Raw genomic sequence first — 20,410 nt, 5'->3', positions numbered from 1 at the left:
TGGTGATTGTCACGATTACGACACAATGGAAGATGAAACGCTGCGAGCAGCCTCGCGCGATTCGACATAGACGACAGGAACGGAGTTTGGTCTCACATGTTTGTTGATGACATTATCAATCAGGTTCCCCTCTTCGACGGGCTCGACGAGGCGCAGAAGAACTTCTTGCAGTCCAAGATGGGACGCACCGCATTGCGTCGCGGCGAAACTCTCTTTGACGAGGGCGACCTTGGCGATCGCCTCTACATCATCACCGAAGGCAAGATCAAGCTGGGTCACACCAGCAACGACGGGCGCGAATCACTGCTCGCCGTGCTCGGACCGGGCGAAATTATCGGTGAACTGACGCTCTTCGATCCAGGCCCGCGCTCCACGGACGCTACCGCAGTGTCCCCGGCGACCCTGCTCTACCTTGAGCACGAAGACCTCATGGAAATCCTTGACACGAACCCGACGCTGGCCAAGCACATGCTCAAGGCACTTGCCCAGCGTCTGCGCCGCACGAACGAGTCCATGTCTGACCTGGTCTTCTCAGATGTTCCAGGCCGTGTCGCCAAGGCGCTGCTTGACCTGGCCGACCGTTTCGGCGCGCCCACCGACGAAGGCGTTCACGTGCCTCATGACCTGACTCAGGAAGAGCTTGCTCAGCTGGTTGGCGCGTCGCGCGAAACCGTCAACAAGTCACTGGCTGACTTCGTCTCCCGCGGCTGGATCCGCCTTGAGGGTCGCGCAGTGACGCTGCTGGATGTTGACCGTCTGGCTCGTCGCGCACGCTGAAGACGTCAAAAAAGTGGGGCGGTCGCTGACCGCCCCATTTTTTTATGCCTGTTTTTCTATCGGCCGCTTCAGGTAGGCGACCAGATTATCGGAACCCGTCGGCCCGGGGATGACGGTGACAAGTTCCCACCCGTCAGCACCCCATTGATCCAGGATTGCTTTTGTGGCATGTGTAAGCAACGGAATCGTTGCGTATTCCCATGTGGTCATGTCACTAGCCTAACTGTTTGATACCGATGCTTCCTAGCGGCGCACGTGGGCCAGAACTTTCGGGATCCGCGGTGTACGTAGTTCACACGCCAACGCGTCCTGAGATTCGTTGAGCCACTGCCACCAATCCTCCACGTCGTCGTAGTGACGCAGCATGGCTCGCCGTTCACGTTCAGTCAGTCCACCCCACACGCCGAAGTTAGCTTCCGACTGCAACGCATCTGCCAGACATTCCAGGCGCACTTCGCATGCCATGCATTTGACTCGTACCTGGCGTTGGGAAGCTCCCTGCACAAACAGTGCGTCCGGTTCTTCCGTCGCACACAGCGCGCGGGCGGCCCATGTCTGATCCTGATCGATACTGCTCATTCCTTGTTCTCCAGTCCATGATCATCCTTGACCATCACTACTGTGACCATACACACATCTGACTCATTCAAGCAACACGAGATCATCAATAGTGTGAAATATACTCCTCACAGGATGCATAACAGGCGCCCGCGGCCTCCCTCGTCAATCATCGACGAGGATGACGCCAGCAGCCTCAATTTGACGAATTCCTCATACCTCAGGCACTTCCCCTCCCCTAATGCACGTGGACACACGTATCCTTAACCTATGTCGAAGCCACAGACTCGAACTCGTTCAGTCACGCCAGTCCAGCTGGTGGCGCTCCTGCTCGCCTTCATCTGCATCTCTGCACTGCTGGGCGTCCTGGGTGCCGGTATCGCGGTGCCTGCCGTGGGATCACTGGGGGTGGCCGCCAAAGCCTCACCATCGATTCTCGAGGGGCTGCCCGAAGATATCGAGATCGTTGCACCGGCTGAAGAGTCGACGATGCTCGACGCCAACAATCAGACGATCGCCAAGTTCTACGACAAGCGCCGTATCGTCGTGCCGTCCGACAAGATTTCCGAAGAGATGAAGCAGGCGATTGTCGCTATTGAGGACAAGCGATTCTTCACCCATCACGGCGTGGACCCGGACGGCATTATGCGCGCCGTTGTGCGTAACTTCTCCGACGATGACGGCATGCAGGGTGCATCGACCATCACGCAGCAGTACGTGCGTAACTCGCTGGTGGAGAAAGGCCTTCTGGAAGGCGACCCTGAACAGATTCACGATGCGACGGTGAGTACACCTGAGCGCAAGCTGCGTGAAATGAAGTACGCGATGAGTCTGGAGCGCCAGATGTCCAAGGATGACATCCTGACCGGCTACCTGAATATCGCACCATTCGGCCCCACCACCTATGGCGTTGAAGCCGCTGCTGACCTGTACTTTTCCTCCCACGCATCCGAGTTGACCATGCCGCAGTCGGCGTTGCTGGCGGGCCTGGTGCAGTCCCCGGTCTCCTACAATCCGCTGATTCACCCCGATGCCGCTCAGGAACGACGTGACATCGTCCTTTCCGTCATGCTCGATCAGGGCATCATTACTCAGCAGGAACACGACGAGGCGGTGGCCACACCTGTTCCCGACATGCTCAACCCGAACGAGCGCCCCCAGGGCTGTGCCGGCGCGGCGACGGGTATGGAGTACTTCTGCGAGTTCGCCAAGCAGCAGTTCCTCGACGATGCAATATTCGGTGAGACCCGCATCGAACGTGAACGCCTGCTGAAGACCGGCGGTATCACGATTCGCACCACGATTGACGCGAATAAGCAGAAAGCTGCGCTGGACGTTGTCAACGGAGCATTGCCACCGGGTAACGGAGTCGACGCCGCGATCGCGTCGGTGGAGCCGTCCAACGGCCACATCGTCGCGATGGCTCAAAATACGCACTTCGGCGCACCCAACGAATCTGATCCAGCAATGACGCAGGTGAACTATTCGGCGGACTCAAACTTTGACGTCGGATCAACCTTCAAGGTATTCACTCTGATTCAGTGGTTCAAGGAAGGTCACGGCGCTTATGAAAGTGTTGGCCGGGGTAACCGCACTTACACGCCGGGTGATTTCCATTGCAACGGCGCCGCGATCGGTGGCTTCGAGCCGTGGACGGTGGGCGACCTGCCCGGCAAGGACGGCTCCCACACGGTCTTGCGCGCCACAGAGATGTCTGTCAACCAGGCATTTGTTAACATGGCGAGCCGCCTCGATTTGTGTGAGATTTTCCAGCGCGCAGCTGACCTGGGCATTAAGGACCCCAATACGGGTGAAGCGCCGGCCGCCCTCCCGTCCAACATCATTGGTTCGACCGGCGCATCGCCACTCGCGATGGCTTCGGCGTACGGCACGCTGGCCAACGGTGGCTCGCAGTGCCCACCGACGGCGCTCCTGTCCGTTTCTGACCGCTCAGAGAATGTCCTGAAGGAATTCAAGCCGTCGTGTCATCAGGTCTTGGATCAGGAAGTGGCTGATAAGGTTGCGACGCTTCTGGGCAAGTCAGCTGCTGAATGGTACGGCCCGCAGGAAGGTATTTACCTGGAGGGTGGCCGCCCGTTTGCCGCAAAGACCGGTACGACTGACTCGAACTCGAACACATGGACCGTTGGCTTCACACCGCAGCTCGCCACCGCCGCGTGGATGGGTCATGCGAACGCATCATCCCAGCAGGTCTCCGATGTGACGGTGGCCGGACGCTACTACTCGGTTCCTTATGGTTCCACGGTTGGCCTACACCTGTGGATGCCGTACATGAACCTTGCTCTTCAGGGTGCGGAAGTCCAGCCCCTGCCGAACGCCAACCTGAATGGCACACGTCAGGTTCAGAACAATGCCAACTCGAACAACCAGAACCAGAATCGCGACGGGAACGCAGGTAACAACGCGAACTCCTCGTCCACTAGTTTGTCCACCGACGGCCAGGTTGACCTCAGTAATATTGATCTTGACAGTTTGAATCTGAAGCCCGGCGAAAGCATCGAGCTTCCTGACGGCACGATTATTGAGCGAGAGAGATAACGATGAGTGAGTTCAACGCGCGCCAGTCGTTGGCTGCGACGGATCCTCGCATCTTGCTCAATGCGTCCCGTCAGCCATCGGTTCTGCCACCCCGCCTGATCGCAGCGGGCCGCGCGTTGGGCCTGGCCACTGCGACGGTCGCGGGCCTGGGGGTCGCTTCGCTTGCCTGGGGTCAGTGCGAGCGACGATGCCCGACGGTGCGGCACTTCTCGATTCCAGTGCCTGCACTGCGCCAGGGCGAAGAGCTGCGCATCCTGCACATCTCCGACCTCCACCTGTATTCCGGTCAGGACTTCCTCGTCGATTTTCTTGACCACGTGGCCCGAACCGAGGATTTCGACATGGTGATGTCGACGGGCGACAACTTCGGCAATGCGACGGGAGCTTCGCTTCTGCGTGAGGCCTACCGGCCGCTGTTGGCTTACCCCGGAGTGTTCGTGCTGGGTTCCAATGACTATTACACGTCGTCGACTTTCCGCCCCTGGACGCACTATCTGCGCCGCGATGCGCACGCCGTTCACGACACGTCCCGCCTGGCGCGTCTGCCGTGGCGCGATTTCGTTCAGGAATTGACGAGGGCGTCCTGGGTTGACCTGTCGAATCGGTACGATCAGCTGACGGTGCGCATGGCGCACGGCGACCGGTCGGTGGCGGTCAATCTGGCAGGTGTTGACGATCCTCACCTTGAACGCGACCGCATGCCGAAGCTGCCGGAAAGATGGGATGATTCGGACACCATCCGCATCGGTGTCACTCACGCACCGTATCGCAGGGTCCTCGATGCGTTCGTTGATCGAGGTGTGGATCTGATCTGCGCGGGACATACTCACGGCGGTCAGATTGGCCTTCCAGGGTGGGGGGCGCTGGTGACGAACTGTGACCTGCCGCAGCGTTACGCCAAGGGTGTGCACACGTGGAGGCATGAGGGCGCGTCTGCTCCCCTGCATGTCAGTGCCGGACTGGGCACCTCACCGTGGGCGCCGGTTCGTATCGCCACGCGCCCCGAGGTGTCCATCCTCCACCTGACCGGCCCGGAAGATGTGACCGAAACTTCAGAGGGATGAGCCACTTAATTTTGTGCACTCTGCTCCCTCGTCGCTATACTTGAACGGTCGCACGGGGTGTGGCGCAGCTTGGTAGCGCGCTTCGTTCGGGACGAAGAGGTCGTGGGTTCAAATCCCGCCACCCCGACCATGTGATGTGTCGGGACATCGTTGACAGTTTGTTGGCGATGTCCCGATCTGTCTGTATACGGCCGCCTTTCAGTACACTGCCGGCGTTTCCACATCTTGCTGGCCTTTCTGCATCTCACCGCCTTTTTGGGGTTAATGCCCGAAATGTGTGTATGGGGTGGGCGTGTCGCGGGGTGTTTAGTGTCCGGCCCAGCCTTTTTGGGTGTGTCATGACCGCAGATCCTTCGGACGGGGATGCCACTGCTGTCCTGCCGCGCGCACCAACACGTGCACATACCCCTAGTTCCAGCCCCGCCTCGTGCACATACCCCTAGATTTAAGCCCTCCGCGTGCACATACCCCTAAAAAGTCTTGTAAAAATGCACAATCCCCTAGATTTAACGCGTGAGGCTCGAGGCCGCCGGAAGCTACTGACGGCTGACCTGCGGAAATAGGTTTTGTCCTTTTGGGGTGCCGACTTTAGCTAGGGGTATGTGCAATATTCGCGTCAAATCTAGGGGAATGTGCATCAAAACAGGGAAGATCTAGGGGTATGTGCAACGCAGGTAGCCAGCACGTATTTCAATCAAGTCGGCGCTTTGTTCCACGACGAGGCATCGACGAAACAGAGGAGGAAGCCTCTGGCACGTGGAGGTGAGTGAGCACCGCGGCGTGGCACAATGGAGCTTTCAGAACTTCTGTTCACTGATCGGAGTGTTATGGACGGCATCACCCAGTATCTTGACTATGTTTTTGATCAGGTTGCCGACAGGGACGCCCCTCAGGTCCAGGCTACGCGCACACAGATCCACGATCAGATGAGCGAACGGGTACAGGCACTGGTTGACTCCGGCGTTGACGAGGATTCGGCACTGTCAACTGTGATCAGCCAGTTCGGCACGCCAGATGAGCTCGCAGCCTCATTCGGGCTTGAAGCGCTGTCACCCTCGACACCGAAACGCGACGTGGTTCCCGAAGAATTCACCGTGGTGGATCTGCAGTGTGCCCAGCGTGTGCTGGACTATCGCCGCGAACGAGGCCAGCGCATTGCCCTGGCGTCAGCTCTGTGTGTCATCGCATTCATCCCGATCATCGTGCTTGAACTGCTCGCAGGCCAGGACGGTGCCGTGACCGTGACACTCGCGTTGAGCATCGGCGGTGCGGCTGTGATTGTGTTCTTCGCCGTTGCGGCATACCTGTTCATTGCGGATCCGCATCGCCGTGAGTTCTCAGAGTGGAAACGGACCCGCTGGATCGCTGATGCCGAGGCTCGTGCGCATGTTCGTGAGCAGCGCGACCGCTTCACCCCTACTTTCAGCACGATGACAGTCAGTGGAGCAACGGGGTGTGTCATCGCCACAGTCCTCATCGTATTGACAGGGTTCATTGACCCCGCCCGACTGCCCTACGCTCTGCCGATCTGTTTTGGCGTGGCAGGTGTGATCCTGACGGTTTCCATCTACGTTCTGGTGCGGGCGCAGTCATTCAGGAATGCGCTCAACCTGATCGTCCCGGATGAATCCTAGATGGCAGATTGCGTATAAGGCTTGTAGTCCCACCGGACGTCGATCACGTCCGCAAACCTTTCAATCATCGCCCAAATCGCGTCGGTGCACATTTCGACCGAATCGATCGCATCCTGACCACCTGAACAGATCGCGATCTGAACAGGCTCGTCAGCGCTTCCTGCACCGAAACGCAGCATGGAGGCTCCGCCTCCGTAGGCACCGAACCCCTCGGGCACGCCCTGAGCGGGAGTTTTGTGCGCGAATCCCTCTCTCAATGCGCGCCGCAGGTCGGCGCACACCGTCTCATCACCGTCCGTGACGGTAATGCAGACAAGCATGTTGAGCAGCTGGTTTTCATTTTCCCGGCCATAACCCCAGTCATAGTCGGGTGTCCACGGTTGAGCTGTCATGACGTGTCCTTTCCGGATGGGGTCGCCCTCGTCGATGCTTGTTTAGTCTACGTCGCCAAGGCTGCGGCGGCGGAAGAAAGCGGCGAGGATTCCGCCGGACAGATTGTGCCATACGGAGAAGACGGCTGCCGGCAAAGCGGATTCGGGAGTGAAGAACTGGGAAGCGAGGCCTGCGGCCAGACCGGAATTTTGCATGCCCACCTCGATGCAGGTGGTGCGGGCAACACGCTCTCCGCCTCCGGTGGCCCGCCCTGCGAAGTATCCCAGCAGGTGTCCGAGGACGTTATGCAGCATCACGACGAGGAGGACGAACAGGCCAGCATGCACAATGCGATCAGCTGACTTACCGACAACAGCGATCAGCACGTATGAGATACCGAGGACAGACACCCACGGCAGGAACGGCAGCACTTTCTGCACGGCGCTTTCTGCCAGGCGTCGAATAATCAGGCCGGCCAGAATCGGCACAAGGACGATCTGCACAATCGTCTTCGCCATCGACCACGCGTCAACAGGCAGGTATTGGCCGGCCAGCCACTGCGTGAGCAGCGGAGTCATGATCGGCGCAAGCAGAGTCGACACGGATGTCATGGCGACGGACAATGCAACATCACCTTTGGCCAGATAGGAAATCACGTTCGACGCAGTGCCGCCCGGCGCGCATCCCACCAGGATGACGCCCACGGCAAGTTCGGGCGGAAGGCTGAATACCTTCGTCAAGACGACGGCCAGTGTGGGCATAATGACGAACTGTGCAATCACACCGACGATGATGGGGAGCGGACGCTTGACGACCAGGACAAAATCGGATGCCGTCAGCGTCAGGCCCATGCCGAACATGATGACGGCGAGCGCAATGTTGACGCCTCCTGCCAGGCGCGCCGCTGGCCCGGGAATCAGCAGTCCCACGATGAAGGCGATAATGATGATGAGCGGGAAAACGGTCGCTGCGCGGCGAGCCGAGCGGTCCTCCGGATTCAGACGTGCCGATGAGTGATCCTGCTGGGAGTCGAGCACGTTGGTAGTGCTCTCATTATTGTGTTCATGGGACATAGATGTACAGTGCTCCACCGCATGCCACAGATGATTCGGCATCTCACCTTTTGGCCGAAGTGTCCATATGGCGACCACGTGCGCCACTTCCGTACACTGATCGTCATGACGAGCCGCCCAACCGACCATCCGCGCATCCGACGCCCGCGTTCTTCTTCGCGCGTGCGCGCACTCATGCGCACCGGCTGGCTGCCTGACCAGCACGGCTCGTGGATGATGGCGCTGCTGCCTTTCCTGGTCGGTGCCACGCGCGGAGGCTGGCGCCCTCTTCACCTGCTGGTTCTGGCTGCGTGGATGGTGGCGTTCATGTTGTTTTCTGCGGGAAGCTGGTGGATCCGCTCCCCCAAGCGTCAGCGTTTCGCAGCGGCCACAGGCACGTGGGCCGTAAGCACCGTCCTCCTGGGCGGAGCGTCGGTCCTGTGCGCCCCGAAACTGCTGTCGTGGGCACCGATTTTCGCACCCCTCATCGCGATCGCGCTGGTGCAGAGTCTGCGACGGCGCCAACGGTCCATACTCGCGCGACTGTCGCAGGTATTTGCTTCTGTGTTCATGTGTCCTGTTGCGGTGGATATCTCGACCGCTTTCCGGCGCACACACTGGTTCCCCTGGCAAGGCGGCGAGCTGTGGCCTCAGGCCTGGTGCGCGTGGGCAGCGTTGGCCGGAGTGCTGGTCGGGTCCGTTCTGCATGTGCGCTGCCTGATCCGCGAGCGCGGAAACCCCACTTGGATTGTCGCCTCAGTGATCTGGCATGCGCTGACTGTCGTCGGGACTGCGTGGGCAGCTGCGGCCGGGCAGCTTCATTGGCTCGTACCCTGCACCTTCGCGCTCGCATTCACGAGGGCGACTTTCATGCCGTGGAAGCATCAGCGCACCACGATCGCCGTGAAATACATCGGGCTGGCCGAACTGGTCGTCATGGTGGCTGTGGGAGCTTCCCTCATGGTGGCGCCTTAGCGGTGGTCTGGCGGCAGGCATCATGAGACGATGTACCTATGAGGTTTCTTGTACGTTCCCTTGCCAATCTGGTCGGAATCTGGGTGTCCACCCTGATCATCAGCTCCGTGAGTTTTGCTCCCGAAGCGTCGGTGTGGAAATCTCTGGGCACGATGATTCTGGTGGCTTTGATTTTCACGGCGGTGAACTCACTGGTTCGCCCACTGGTCAAGGTTGTCACCTTCCCGCTGTATATCCTCACCTTCGGCTTGTTCGCACTGGTCACAAACGCGTTGATGTTCATGCTGACAGGATGGCTCAGTGAGCAGGCGAATCTTGGTTTCACGGTTGGAGGCTTCTGGCCGGCAGTGGGTGCGGGTCTGATCACGGCTGTTATTTCCGCTCTTGTTGTCGCCGCGCTGCCACGCAGGTCAGAGTCGTAGCTATTCATCTGCAAAGATGCGGCGAGTGTTGAACAGCTGCGAGGTTGTCACAGTCTTATCGCTCAGGTGCAGTGACTGTTCGCGATGCCTGGACCATTCGCGCACTTCCGGGGGCGCCGCATACGCTGACGGATCATTCAAGGCGTCGAAGGCTTTGGTGTACGGTTCCAGGCCGTGCGGCGTGATGTCCAGCCCCTCCCCGTCCAGCGGTCCGACCAGGTCGCCGTCAAAGGAAACAGTCACCGCATCGTTGACATCCATGTTGGGGGAGCCGTCAAGAGGCGGGACGATGTCGCGCGTATTCTCCATGAACAGGGTGTGGACGCCCTCGGGCATGACGTAATTTCCTGTCGGAGACCCGGCGGTCAGACTGGAGACGACGGTGTACTTGCGCGTCGTGTCCGGGTCGGCAATGAGCTGCGTATTTGTGATACCCGACTGGGAGTGTCCGACGAATTCAACGGGCTCGTCGGGTGCGATCCCCGCCATGTCCATCGCTTCGAGGGTTGCAGCACTCAGGTCGTTATTATCATGGCCGACCGCCTGCAAGTTGCTGAGCATGTCCTGCGGGTTGGTCTGTCCGGGTGTCCACTTTTGCGTACCGCGCACGACGACTGACCATGATCGCTTTGTCGACCCGTCGGGCTGCGGCGTTTCATGTTTGAGGATCTCAAGCTGGCCGAACGTGTCGCTGCCGCTTTCAAGCTGACTGACGCGGCCCAACAGTTCACTACCACTGCGAGGCGTCGGTACGGTGCGGGGTAGGCGGGGAGTTGGCGCATACCTGTTGGATACGCTCACGTCGCTGGCTCGACTCGACGCATTCACCGCACTTCGCGCCGTCAACCACAGCGGCGGCACACCCGCCAATGCAGCCACACCTGTTTTCGGGATGCTCGGATCAACGACACGGATCTGCGAGGATCGCTGGGGACGCCCCGATCCTCCCGCGTCACTGATTTGCGAGGTGGTGATTTGCAGGCCTGCCAGCGGTCCCGTCGCGCGCTGCCCGACCGTGAAGAAGAGCTGACTGGCAACGCGTGCGGCGTCAACGGTTTGAGTGCGCGGACTGCCCCACCATGCCTGCTGACCGGCATCGGGACGGAAACCGTACAGATCCCTTCTGGTGGACAGGGAATTCACTGTCGTCCCCAACGTCGCCATGTCGAATTCGACACGGTATCCCAGGGTAGGGTCGCTGTGCATCTTGCCGCTGAATTCATTCGCATACCCGTAGACTTGCCCCGCTGTCAGCCCTGTTGTCAGTGGCGAAAGCGGTGTCCACGACACTCGCCCGTCCACCAGCAGCATGCGTGCGGTGACAAAACGCTGGGCATCACCTTCTGCACTGAGATACTTCATTGCCGCTGCGGTCAGGCGGTTACTCAAAGATTCCAGACGCACAACGAGCGCACTCACAGCAGTCATCGCATCCTCCACCGCGCCGATGAGGCGGCCGGAGTCGACCCCCAGCATGACGGCCGAGGACGCCATGAGCTGAATAACCATCAGATTCGCATAACAGTTCTGCGCCGTCTCTTTCGCCATCATCACGCCGAGTGCCGCTCCGATCAGCTCATCTGTGTCAACACTGGTGTGTGCGCTGGTGGTGACAACGGAGTCATAGAAGCCTGGATCTACGCTCTGCTCACTCACGCGTTCCTCCTATCCCCCAACCGGACACATCAATACGGAGTTGCGTGCCGCATCGCCCACAACCTGTTGCGCCCACATCGCATCCGCCACAACGGCGTTGAATTCCCGGCGCGCCAGGTCCGCAGTGGGTCCTTGCCAACTGGGACATTTGATGGCGCTGAGGGTTGCGACAAGCCCATCCATGTCCTCGCTCACGCTCCACAAGCTCCTCAGTACCGCGTCGATTTCGCCACTCATATGCTGCCTCCTTCACATCAATGACGGTGTCACGGTAGCCAGCCTCATCGCCTCGTGCGCATGCCGTTCGGCCGCCTGTGGATTGGCGAGGGGAGGCGCGCGAACCTGTGGAAAACCTCTCCGCTCCACCATTCGCACTTGACCGAATGATTGGATACAGTGTGGTCACCCCACGCGCATGATTTTTCTTCGGGAGATGACCGGATGTACGTCGATCCCACATCCAACACCAACGCTTCGAACCTCAGGTGGATTGCGCCCTACTGCCGCCCCGACGTTCCGCGCGTCCTTGCCGCACTGGTGCTGTTCGTCGTCGACAAGATCCTGATCATGCTGGTCCCGATCCTTGCGGGAATGATCGTGGATCTCGTCATCGTTGACCGCCACCTCGATCAGCTCCTGCCCCTGTGCGGCGCGATGGTGGGTGTGACGCTTGTACGCACCTGCGCCCGCTACGGCTACCAGATGCTGATGGAACGCTTCGGACAGAACTCGATTTACCGCCTGGTGTCCGACCAGTACGAAAAACTGCATTCGCTGGATTTCACGTACTTCAACCACACGCGCACCGGCGACATCATGAACCGCCTGACCGCAGACACCGACGCGATCCGGCACTTCCTGTCGTGGGTGACCTACAACGTGGTCGACTGCGTGTGCCTGTTCATCGGCTCACTGGCCGTCATGTTCACGATCGAATGGCGCCTCGCGCTGGCCCTGCTGGTCATCACCCCGTTCCTGGCCTATTGTGCCCGTCAGCTGGCCAAACATGCGCGCCCCCTCTTCCTGTCGATGCGTGAATCCCTGGCTCGTCTCAATTCGATGGTGGAGGAAAACATCGAAGGCAACCGCGTGGTCCAAGCCTTCGTGCGGGAACCTTACGAGATCCGCAAGCTCGATGAGCACAACGCTGCCGTCGACCCACATGTGTGCCTGGTAGTCGACTGCTCCACAGTTGAGGATCACACGCTGCCCGGACCCGCGCACCGCGCTGATCTCAGCGTCCGTCAACGCGCGGTAGTACCAGCAGATCGGGTGAAATGACGGGTCATTGATGCCGGAGGCTTCAGATTCGGGCGGGTACGGCACGGTGATTGTGCGATCGAAGATCTCAGCCGGATTGTCACGAGGGCGCTCTCAATGCTCGCTCAGGCCGCGATCCTCATCATCGTATGCGAAGAGCCACTGACCGGTGAGGTCGAGCCACTCCTAGCGGCATAGCTGTGGGTGCTGTTGCGCCACAGTGCGCTCCTCGAAAAACAGATGAACAGTGTCTCGTTCTGATTGTACGGTGGGGGCATGGGTACTTTTCGCAAGAGTGATCAGCGACCAGGCAGGATCCTGTACGAGGTGGCCGGTCTCAAGTGGCTGGCTAACACGCCACCCCAGGCTGCGCCCGTTGTGCCGGTGAGCGATTACGGCACGACATGGCTGGAGGAACCCGAGCTGGAAACGACGCGGCCAACCAGGCAGACTGCCGAGGATTTTGGTCGCGCACTGGCCCACACACATGCGGCCGGCGCACCGAATCTGGGTGCGCCGCCACCGGCCAAAGAGGACGCTCAGGGATGGATGGGTCTGACACCCCTGCCGCTCCTGTCCAAAGTCGAAGCACCTACGTCATGGGGCGAGTTTTACGCCGAATATCGAATCCGCCCGTACCTCAAAGCCAAAGCCTTCACCGCAGATGAGCGCGCCACACTCGAAGCTTTGTGCACCAGGCTTGAAAGCGGCGCCCTCGACCATGACCAGCCGAAACTGGTCACAACGCCTGCGGCCCGCACGCACGGGGACCTGTGGTCGGGCAACGTGATGTGGACCCCGAACGGTGCGACGCTGATCGACCCGGCTGCTCAGGGCGGTCATGCGGAGGAAGACCTGGCGGCACTTGCCGTATTCGGCGCGCCCTTCGTGGAGCGGATCTGGGCGGCTTACGACGAGGAATCGCCCCTTGCTGACGGCTGGCGCGAACGCATTTCACTGCATCAGCTGCATATGCTCGTCGTACACTGCGAGCTGTTCGGACGCTCCTACGTGCCCGAAACGCTCGCGATCGCGCGGCACTGGGTGGGTTAAGCCGTCAATCCGTCCAGAGCGGCATCAAACTCGGCGTCGATCTCATTGTTGCGCCGATAGGTTGCCATCGACACTGCGACGCTGACCAGAAGGTTGAACACGAATCCGGGGACGATTTCGTACAGGTCGAAGATGCCGCCTGACAGGTTGCCCCACACGGCCACGGTCACGGCTCCGACGATGATGCCGGCGCATGCGCCTTGCCAGGTGAGTTTGCGCCAGTACAGGCACAGAATCACGATCGGTCCGAATGATGCACCAAAACCTGCCCACGCGAAGGCCACCAGGCCGAGGATCGTGTCCGAGGGACTCCACGCCAGCACCGCTGCCAGTACGGACACGGCGGCCACGGCCAGGCGTCCCAGTAGCACGCCGTTGGTTTCCGACAGGTCTCGTTTGGACAGTGCCTTGTAGATATCCTCCACGATTGCCGAGGATGTGACCAGCAGCTGCGATGAAATTGTTGACATGATCGCCGCCAGAATGGCGGCCAGCATGAACCCGGCGATCAGGGGGTGGAACATCAGCTGTCCCAGCGTGATGAAGACGGATTCGGGATTCGGCAGCTGTGATTCGTCGTGCTGGTAGTAGGCGACACCTGCCAGAGCAGTCATACCTGCGCCGATGACTGCCAGAGCCATCCAGCCGATGCCGATGCGACGCGCAGCCTTTGCTTCTGCGGCTGAGCGCAGCGCCATGAAACGCACGATGATGTGGGGTTGACCGAAGTAGCCCAACCCCCATGCCAGTGCGGAGATAATGCCTATCACGGCCGTCGTGCTCAGCGTCCCGCCCGATGGATGCAAAATGGTGGGATCCACGCGATTGATGGTCTGCACCATCGGGCTGAAGCCGCCGACGTGAATAATCGCCACGGTCGGTACCAGAATGAGCGCACCCACCATCATGAGGCCCTGAACAACGTCCGTCCACGATACTGCAAGGAAGCCGCCCACCAGGGTGTAGAGCACGACGATCCCGGCCACCAGTGTCATGCCCAGGCGGTAATCCATACCGAAGGATGATTCAAAAAACGAGCCGCCGGCTACCATGCCTGATGACACGTAGAAGGTGAAGAACACCATGATGACCAGGCCGGCGACGATGCGGATCACGTTGTGAGGGTCTTTGAGGCGCGAGGACACGAACGACGGCACAGTGATCGAGTTGGAGGAAACCTGACTGTATGACCTGAGCCGAGGAGCTGTGTACTTCCAGTTCAGCCATGCGCCGATCGTCAGGCCAACCGCGATCCAGCCGTTGATCAGACCTGTCGCGTAGATTGCGCCAGGCAAACCCATCAGCAGCCAGCCCGACATGTCGGATGCGCCGGCCGACAACGCTGCCACACCTGGGGACAGCGACCTGCCACCCAACATGTAGTCGTCAAGATTGCTCGTCCGGTTGTAGGCCAGCAGGCCGAGCATAATCATGACGACGAAATACACAATCATCGCGATAGCCTGATACGTCATTTCACTCATTATGGCCCCCTTCGGTCTCGAGGGAAAAGAACAGCATCAGGCTACGTGATGATGTGAGGTAGTCGTCTCCTAGAAGGCTCCCAGTGGGATGGCGATAACGATGACGCACAGCAACGCGACCACCGACAGGATCGTTTCCATCAGCGACCACGTTTTGAACGTCTCACCCACCGTCATGCCGAAGTATTCCTTGACCAGCCAGAATCCAGCGTCGTTAACGTGTGAGAGGAACACGGATCCGGCGCCGATGGCAAGCACCAGCAGTGCAGCGGCAACGGGAGAAATGTCGGCTGCCATAGGTGCCATGATGCCGCCAGCGGTGATCGTGGCAACTGTGGCCGAACCCGTGGCCAGACGCACGGCGACTGCCACCAGCCAGCCGGCGATCAGGATCGGCATTCCCATCTGCTCAATCCACTGGGCGATGACCTCGGCAATACCGGATTCGACCAGCGTTTCCTTGAAACCGCCGCCCGCACCGACAATGAGGAGGATGGATGCGACCGGGGCCAGCGAGGAGCCCACGATGTTGGTGACTTCCTGTGTGGTGCGACCGCTCATGCGCCCCAGAACGACAATCGCATACAGCACGGTCAGCAGCAGCGCCACGATCGGTTCACCGACGAATGTCAGCAGTTTGAAGATGATGGAGTCCTCGTGCCCCATCATCACCATTTCGACCACGGTGCGCAGCAGCATCAAGATCACGGGCATCAAAACCACGGAGATTGCCACACCGAATGATGGGCGGTGCCCTTCGCGCTTTTCGGTTTCAGAGGCATCGCCCAGGACACTGGTGGCTTCGCGCGGCACCCACTTGACCATCACTTTCGCCGCCAGTGGGCCGGAAAAGATGACTGTGGGCACAGCGACGAGGAGGCCCAGGCCGAGTGTGATGCCGATATTCGCATTCAGTGCGTCAATCGCGATGAGTGGCCCGGGGTGCGGAGGCACGAGTCCGTGCAGTGCCGACAGGCCAGCCAGTGCAGGAATCCCGACCGCTACGACCGGCAGTTTGGCGCGGCGCGCAACGAGCATGACCACTGGGATCAGCAGCACGATGCCGACTTCAAAGAACAGCGGGATACCGACGACGAAGGCGACCAGTGCCATAGCCCACGGCAAGCGGTGCGGAGCTGTCTTTTCAAGGACAGTGTCAACGATCTGGTCAGCGCCGCCTGAGTCGATCAGGAGCTTGCCGATGATGGCGCCAAATGCGATCAGGACGCCCACGCCACCGACGGTGGATCCGACGCCCTTGGTAAATGCGGTGAACGTGTCGGTCAGCGGGATGCCTGCAATCAATGCGAGGACAGCGGATCCGAGTGTCAGCGCGAGGAATGGGTGCATTTTGCGCCAGACAATCAGCACGATGATCGTGGCGATACCGGCCAGTGCCGCTACCAGCAGCTGCGCCACACTGTCCGTGTGTTGCACACCGTCCGCGGCTCCTGCCATGGGGATGAGAATCTGATTCATCGGTTTGGCCCCTTAATCAATCAGACCCTGCTCGCGCAGGGCATTCACTGTGGCATTGAAAGTCTCGTCGATATCTCCCAGCGCTGAGATCACTATGCCGTCCTCGTCACTTTCGAGGTCTTCGAGCGTGGCAAACTGTGAAGGCAGCATATTGGGCTTCATGAAGTGGTCACGGGTCGCCATGCGCTCTCGGATGACATCTTCCGGCACTGTCAGATGCACGAAAAAGACGCGTCCTTGCGATTCGCGCAGCAGGTCACGATAGCTGCGTTTCAACGCGGAGCAGGTGACGATCGTGGATTGTCCCTTACTGGCGTGATCGCTCATCCAGTCGCGTATCGTACGCAGCCACGGCCAACGGTCCTCATCGGTCAGCGGTGTGCCCGCACTCATCTTGTCGATATTCGCCTGGGGGTGGAAATCATCCGCCTCGGCTGCTGGCCATTTCAGGAAGTCGGCCATCTGCTGAGCTGCAGTGGTCTTTCCGCATCCGGCAACTCCCATGAACACCAGGTGCACTGCCTCGTTACTCATCTTCCTCCACCCCATTGTCTGTGAACAATCGTTCAGAACTAGCCTACTGATTCTACTGTTCTTGCAACGATTAAACGTGTGTATTGCGGGCAATACGTCGATTCGGTGCGATTGCGTAGAATAAGGCCATGAGCGATACGTGGTCAACTCTTTTCAATCCGGAATCCGGCTATACCGACCTTGCGGTGGACACACCCCTGTCCCCTCTGGATGGGCGCTACCGCGCAGCCGTCGCCCCTCTGGCAAACACGCTGTCTGAGGCAGCGTTGAACCGTGCGCGCGTCCATGTGGAAGTTGAATGGCTCATCTACCTGATGGACCACGAGGTTCTGCCCGGCGCTCCCACACTGACCGATGCGGAACGCGCCTATCTGCGCCGCCTGGCCGTCGATTTTGGGCCGGAAGACATTCATCGTCTCGCCCGCATCGAAGCTGAAACGCGCCACGATGTCAAAGCGGTCGAATACCTGATCAAAGAGCACTTGGATCAGGCGCCAGACGAGCTGGGAGATTCCACCTGTCTGCCGGACCTGCACGAAGTGGTCCACATTTTCTGCACCTCCGAAGACATCAACAACCTCGCGTACGCGCTGACTGTCGCCGCGGCTGTCACACACACGTGGCTACCGGCAGCCCGCCAGCTCATTGAGTCACTGCGTGCCGTTACGCGCGACGGTGCCGACGCGCCGATGCTGGCACACACCCACGGTCAGCCCGCCACTCCCGTGACAATGGGCAAGGAAATGGCGGTCTTCATTCACCGCCTGAACCGTCAGATCGACCGCATTGAGAAAACCGAATACCTCGGGAAGATCAATGGTGCGACCGGCACGTGGGCGGCACACATGGTGGCCGTTCCCGATGCCGACTGGCCGGCGCTGGCTCAGGGATTCGTCGAGTTCCTCGGCTTGACATGGAACCCGCTGACCACGCAGATCGAATCGCACGACTGGCAGGCCGAGCTGTACTCGGACGTCGCCCGTTTCAACCGCATCGCGCACAACCTGGCGACGGATTGCTGGTCGTACATTTCGATGGGCTACTTCCACCAGAACCTTGCTGCCCAGGGGTCTACCGGCTCGTCCACCATGCCCCACAAGGTCAACCCGATCCGCTTTGAAAACGCCGAAGCGAACCTGGAGATTTCGTGCGCGCTCTTCGACACGTTGGCGGCCACACTGGTGACATCGCGCATGCAGCGCGACCTGACGGATTCAACCACGCAGCGCAATATCGGTGTCGCTTTCGGACATTCGCTGCTGGCACTGGATAATCTGGTGCGCGGCCTGGCCGGACTGGACATCAACCGTGAGCGCATGGCTGCTGACCTGGATCAGAACTGGGCTGTGCTGGGTGAAGCCGTCCAGCAGGCGATGCGCGCTGCTTCCATTGCGGGCGCAACCGGCATGACCAACCCGTATGAGCGCCTCAAGGAGCTCACCCGCGGGCACACAGTCGGCGCCGACGAAATGCGCACATTCATCGCCGGCCTGGGATTGCCAGGTGAGGTCGAACAGCGCCTCCTGGACCTGACCCCCGCCACCTACATTGGCCAGTCCGAAAAGATGGCGGGCTGGGAGTAGTCCGCCCACGGTTTACGGCCGCCAGGCCGGGTCAGCGTCGGGTGCGCCGAAACGCGCATACAGGGCCGAGGGTGTCGCGGTTTCCTCGCTGAATCCAACACTGGTGACGTCGCATCGCACTTCGCCTGCTGAATCCGTGACGCAGGCGCGCACCGCCACGGGAGCCAGCTCCGGGTTGTCCCATGCGCACCGCACCGCATCCTCGAGCTGTTGGCGCGCCTGATCTTCACTGTCGTCATCACACACGATGCGCATGTCAATCAGAGGTGAACGGCCGAACCCTTCGTGCACACGCACATCCAACGACAGGTGCGCTCCCATCATGTCCGGCATGCGCTCAGTCAGCCACTGCTGCACGCGCTCCCCTCGACCCGCCCGTTTCGGCGGTTTAAGAACATCCAGCGCGGCGCTGACCCCCCGCGCTCCGGCGGTGAGCACACTGATCAGCACAGGGTTGTCGATCTGTGGCAGACGGCCGCGTCGCCCTCGTCCATGCCCCTTATTGACGGGGGTGGGTGAGCCTTTTCCTTTACGCCTGCGCATGTGTCCTCCTCAACGCTGAAAAGTCGATCAATGGGTTGGGCTGCCACTGCCAGTCACTGCCCACCAGGTCAGATTCGGGTGCGTCGAGCACGACGTACTGGTCCCACGTCGACTCTTCGACGGTTTCGAGTACGTCCTGCCACACCTCATGGAATGTGGTGTGCACGGATTCCCCCTCGCGCGGCAGGAATTCCTGCAGGCGGTCCACGCATTCCGAGGGGTAGCCGTGTCGCACGACGCTGGCTCGCCGCTCCAGCAGACGCACCGTGTCGGTGTAGATCGTCGATGAATGCGCGTAGTACAGGGGTGACTGGCGCGGCCGCACCAGGGTTCGGTGGATCGTCACCCGCTGGTCGGGGGTCAGTGCGGGTGTGCCGTCCAGGGCTGGAATCACGTCCTGGTCGTGAGCAATCGACACCATCGTCACATCGGGGCGAATTTTGATGCGCCGGCATGGTGATCCCATCGTCATCACGCCGCTCACGCGCATACCCGCCTCATCCGGGTCCATCGACGCCAGGGCTGCTGCCACCATGCCGCCCTGAGAGTGGCCGCAGATCAAGACGCGTTCGGCCGGCCAGTCATCCTGGTCCACGCCGCTGCGTCGCATCGCTTCATGCACCGCCTTGACCGCTCCGATCCGCACGGCTGAAGGCAGGAAGAGGACTTCGCGGATATTCGATTCCGTGTCGGCAGGGTTCGGAGTCGATGTCGGGTCAAGGTGCATGGTGCCGGGGATGGCCACGATCCAGCGTCGCGCGTCGCCCTCGCCCACGCGCACCACCTTGACCATCTGCCCCATCGACCCGCAGTAGTACATGTCGTCGATGTCGGCGGCGATGTCACCCAGTGACGAGGGTGGCTGCGTTCTGCGCAGTTGCGGTGTGGGGTGGCCGGGCGGAACGGTCGGCGTACCGTCGTCACTATCGAGGATCACCGCAGTGTGAACCGCTCCGCCACGAAAACATCCGGTCGCTGTGCCAACAGTCAGTGCGATCACCATCAACGCTTCATATCCGCGACGCGGAACCAATGGCAGCATGGCGCGCGCTCGGCCGTCGCAGTCGGTGTGCGTGGCGATCCGCGCCTTCAGATACAGTCGGCCAGCGTCGGCCACGCGGCGCGCAGCAGCGGCTCCTGCCCGCACCAAAAGCGTGTCCAGGCCCGGTTCATCGAAGAAGATCCGCTGGAAGCGTTCAAGTATTTCCGACCCCATGCGCTCGGAGGCGACCCTCAGCACTTTCTGTGCATCCTTCGGCACGAAGCGCGCATCGGAGAGCAAGTCGGCACCGGCTGCCAGAGCAATGGCCGGAATCATCGGCACGAGTTTCATGCGCACGTAGGTCGGCGGATAAGACTGCGGCACACGTTTGAGTGGATACCACCTGTCTTCGCTGCGACCCAT

General features: G+C 60.3%; 20 protein-coding genes and 1 tRNA gene. 10 read left to right on the top strand and 11 right to left on the bottom strand.

Going from position 1 to position 20,410, the window contains the following annotated elements; genetic code table 11:
* Positions 1-96 precede the first annotated feature (96 nt).
* On the top strand, positions 97-777 hold the full coding sequence (locus AC1EJ1_RS00505; RefSeq protein ID WP_058237481.1) for a Crp/Fnr family transcriptional regulator: 681 nt from the start codon (positions 97-99) through the stop codon (positions 775-777).
* A gap of 42 nt (positions 778-819) precedes the next feature.
* Here the strand turns inward: AC1EJ1_RS00505 and sp36 are convergent, their stop codons facing one another.
* Positions 820-987 (bottom strand): Sp36 family protein, encoded by a 168-nt coding sequence (gene sp36, locus AC1EJ1_RS00500; protein WP_074026219.1) that lies wholly within the window; start codon positions 985-987, stop codon positions 820-822.
* Between the two features lie 33 nt (positions 988-1,020).
* A complete protein-coding gene (locus AC1EJ1_RS00495) occupies positions 1,021-1,356 on the bottom strand; it encodes a WhiB family transcriptional regulator (protein WP_058237482.1) in 336 nt (111 codons plus the stop codon).
* 249 nt (positions 1,357-1,605) lie between these two features.
* On the opposite strand from AC1EJ1_RS00495, the gene AC1EJ1_RS00490 reads away from it, so the two are divergent.
* From AC1EJ1_RS00490 to AC1EJ1_RS00475, 4 genes are all read left to right on the top strand, one after another.
* On the top strand, positions 1,606-3,894 hold the full coding sequence (locus tag AC1EJ1_RS00490; protein WP_285015906.1) for a transglycosylase domain-containing protein: 2,289 nt from the start codon (positions 1,606-1,608) through the stop codon (positions 3,892-3,894).
* A gap of 2 nt (positions 3,895-3,896) precedes the next feature.
* The gene (locus AC1EJ1_RS00485) at positions 3,897-4,958 is read left to right on the top strand and encodes a metallophosphoesterase (protein ID WP_285015907.1); all 1,062 of its coding nucleotides are present in this window, start codon (positions 3,897-3,899) and stop codon (positions 4,956-4,958) included.
* A gap of 53 nt (positions 4,959-5,011) precedes the next feature.
* Positions 5,012-5,088, top strand: a tRNA-Pro gene (locus AC1EJ1_RS00480).
* A 658-nt stretch (positions 5,089-5,746) separates the two neighbouring features.
* Positions 5,747-6,592 (top strand): hypothetical protein, encoded by an 846-nt coding sequence (locus tag AC1EJ1_RS00475; RefSeq protein ID WP_480295156.1) that lies wholly within the window; start codon positions 5,747-5,749, stop codon positions 6,590-6,592.
* On the opposite strand, the gene AC1EJ1_RS00470 is transcribed toward AC1EJ1_RS00475, so the two are convergent.
* Positions 6,589-6,984: a hypothetical protein gene (locus AC1EJ1_RS00470; protein ID WP_285015909.1), complete on the bottom strand. Its 396-nt coding sequence runs from the start codon at positions 6,982-6,984 to the stop codon at positions 6,589-6,591. The two genes, AC1EJ1_RS00475 and AC1EJ1_RS00470, sit on opposite strands and share 4 nt — an antisense overlap.
* A 42-nt stretch (positions 6,985-7,026) precedes the next feature.
* Positions 7,027-8,037 carry a bile acid:sodium symporter family protein gene (locus AC1EJ1_RS00465; RefSeq protein ID WP_285015910.1) on the bottom strand — a complete coding sequence of 337 codons (1,011 nt, stop codon included), beginning with the start codon at positions 8,035-8,037 and terminating at the stop codon, positions 7,027-7,029.
* Positions 8,038-8,142: 105 nt separating this feature from the next.
* Between AC1EJ1_RS00465 and AC1EJ1_RS00460 the strand changes: the two genes are divergently transcribed.
* Both AC1EJ1_RS00460 and AC1EJ1_RS00455 read left to right on the top strand, forming a co-directional pair.
* Complete coding sequence (locus tag AC1EJ1_RS00460) at positions 8,143-8,991, top strand: YwiC-like family protein (protein WP_285015911.1); 849 nt, start codon at positions 8,143-8,145, stop codon at positions 8,989-8,991.
* A 38-nt stretch (positions 8,992-9,029) separates the two neighbouring features.
* Entirely contained in the window at positions 9,030-9,413 is a 384-nt protein-coding gene (locus AC1EJ1_RS00455) for a phage holin family protein (protein WP_058237488.1), read from the top strand.
* On the opposite strand, the gene AC1EJ1_RS00450 is transcribed toward AC1EJ1_RS00455, so the two are convergent.
* Together AC1EJ1_RS00450 and AC1EJ1_RS00445 are read right to left on the bottom strand one after the other, a co-directional pair.
* A complete protein-coding gene (locus tag AC1EJ1_RS00450; RefSeq protein WP_285015913.1) occupies positions 9,414-11,069 on the bottom strand; it encodes a hypothetical protein in 1,656 nt (551 codons plus the stop codon).
* Between the two features lie 9 nt (positions 11,070-11,078).
* A complete protein-coding gene (locus AC1EJ1_RS00445; protein WP_285015914.1) occupies positions 11,079-11,306 on the bottom strand; it encodes a hypothetical protein in 228 nt (75 codons plus the stop codon).
* A 159-nt stretch (positions 11,307-11,465) separates the two neighbouring features.
* Between AC1EJ1_RS00445 and AC1EJ1_RS00440 the strand changes: the two genes are divergently transcribed.
* Together AC1EJ1_RS00440 and AC1EJ1_RS00435 are read left to right on the top strand one after the other, a co-directional pair.
* Positions 11,466-12,350, top strand: coding sequence for an ABC transporter ATP-binding protein (locus AC1EJ1_RS00440; protein ID WP_285015915.1), 885 nt, complete (start codon positions 11,466-11,468; stop codon positions 12,348-12,350).
* A gap of 255 nt (positions 12,351-12,605) precedes the next feature.
* Positions 12,606-13,382, top strand: coding sequence for a fructosamine kinase family protein (locus AC1EJ1_RS00435; RefSeq protein ID WP_285015916.1), 777 nt, complete (start codon positions 12,606-12,608; stop codon positions 13,380-13,382).
* On the opposite strand, the gene putP is transcribed toward AC1EJ1_RS00435, so the two are convergent.
* From putP to AC1EJ1_RS00420, 3 genes are all read right to left on the bottom strand, one after another.
* A complete protein-coding gene (gene putP, locus AC1EJ1_RS00430) occupies positions 13,379-14,866 on the bottom strand; it encodes a sodium/proline symporter PutP (protein WP_285015917.1) in 1,488 nt (495 codons plus the stop codon). The genes AC1EJ1_RS00435 and putP overlap by 4 nt on opposite strands.
* Positions 14,867-14,935: 69 nt before the next feature.
* The gene (locus AC1EJ1_RS00425) at positions 14,936-16,345 is read right to left on the bottom strand and encodes a GntP family permease (protein ID WP_285015918.1); all 1,410 of its coding nucleotides are present in this window, start codon (positions 16,343-16,345) and stop codon (positions 14,936-14,938) included.
* 12 nt (positions 16,346-16,357) lie between these two features.
* Positions 16,358-16,879, bottom strand: a complete 522-nt coding sequence (locus tag AC1EJ1_RS00420) for a gluconokinase (protein WP_285015919.1) — start codon at positions 16,877-16,879, stop codon at positions 16,358-16,360.
* A 128-nt stretch (positions 16,880-17,007) separates the two neighbouring features.
* Here AC1EJ1_RS00420 and purB point away from each other — a divergent pair, with 128 nt between their 5' ends.
* Complete coding sequence (purB, locus tag AC1EJ1_RS00415) at positions 17,008-18,462, top strand: adenylosuccinate lyase (protein ID WP_285015920.1); 1,455 nt, start codon at positions 17,008-17,010, stop codon at positions 18,460-18,462.
* Between the two features lie 12 nt (positions 18,463-18,474).
* Here purB and AC1EJ1_RS00410 read toward each other — a convergent pair whose 3' ends face one another.
* Both AC1EJ1_RS00410 and AC1EJ1_RS00405 read right to left on the bottom strand, forming a co-directional pair.
* On the bottom strand, positions 18,475-19,005 hold the full coding sequence (locus tag AC1EJ1_RS00410) for a hypothetical protein (RefSeq protein ID WP_285015921.1): 531 nt from the start codon (positions 19,003-19,005) through the stop codon (positions 18,475-18,477).
* Complete coding sequence (locus AC1EJ1_RS00405) at positions 18,992-20,410, bottom strand: alpha/beta hydrolase (protein ID WP_480295155.1); 1,419 nt, start codon at positions 20,408-20,410, stop codon at positions 18,992-18,994. Before AC1EJ1_RS00405 ends, AC1EJ1_RS00410 begins: the two co-directional genes overlap by 14 nt.

The organism is Pauljensenia sp. C0170B4 (assembly GCF_056590235.1).
This window is presented reverse-complemented; position numbering and strand designations above follow the sequence as displayed.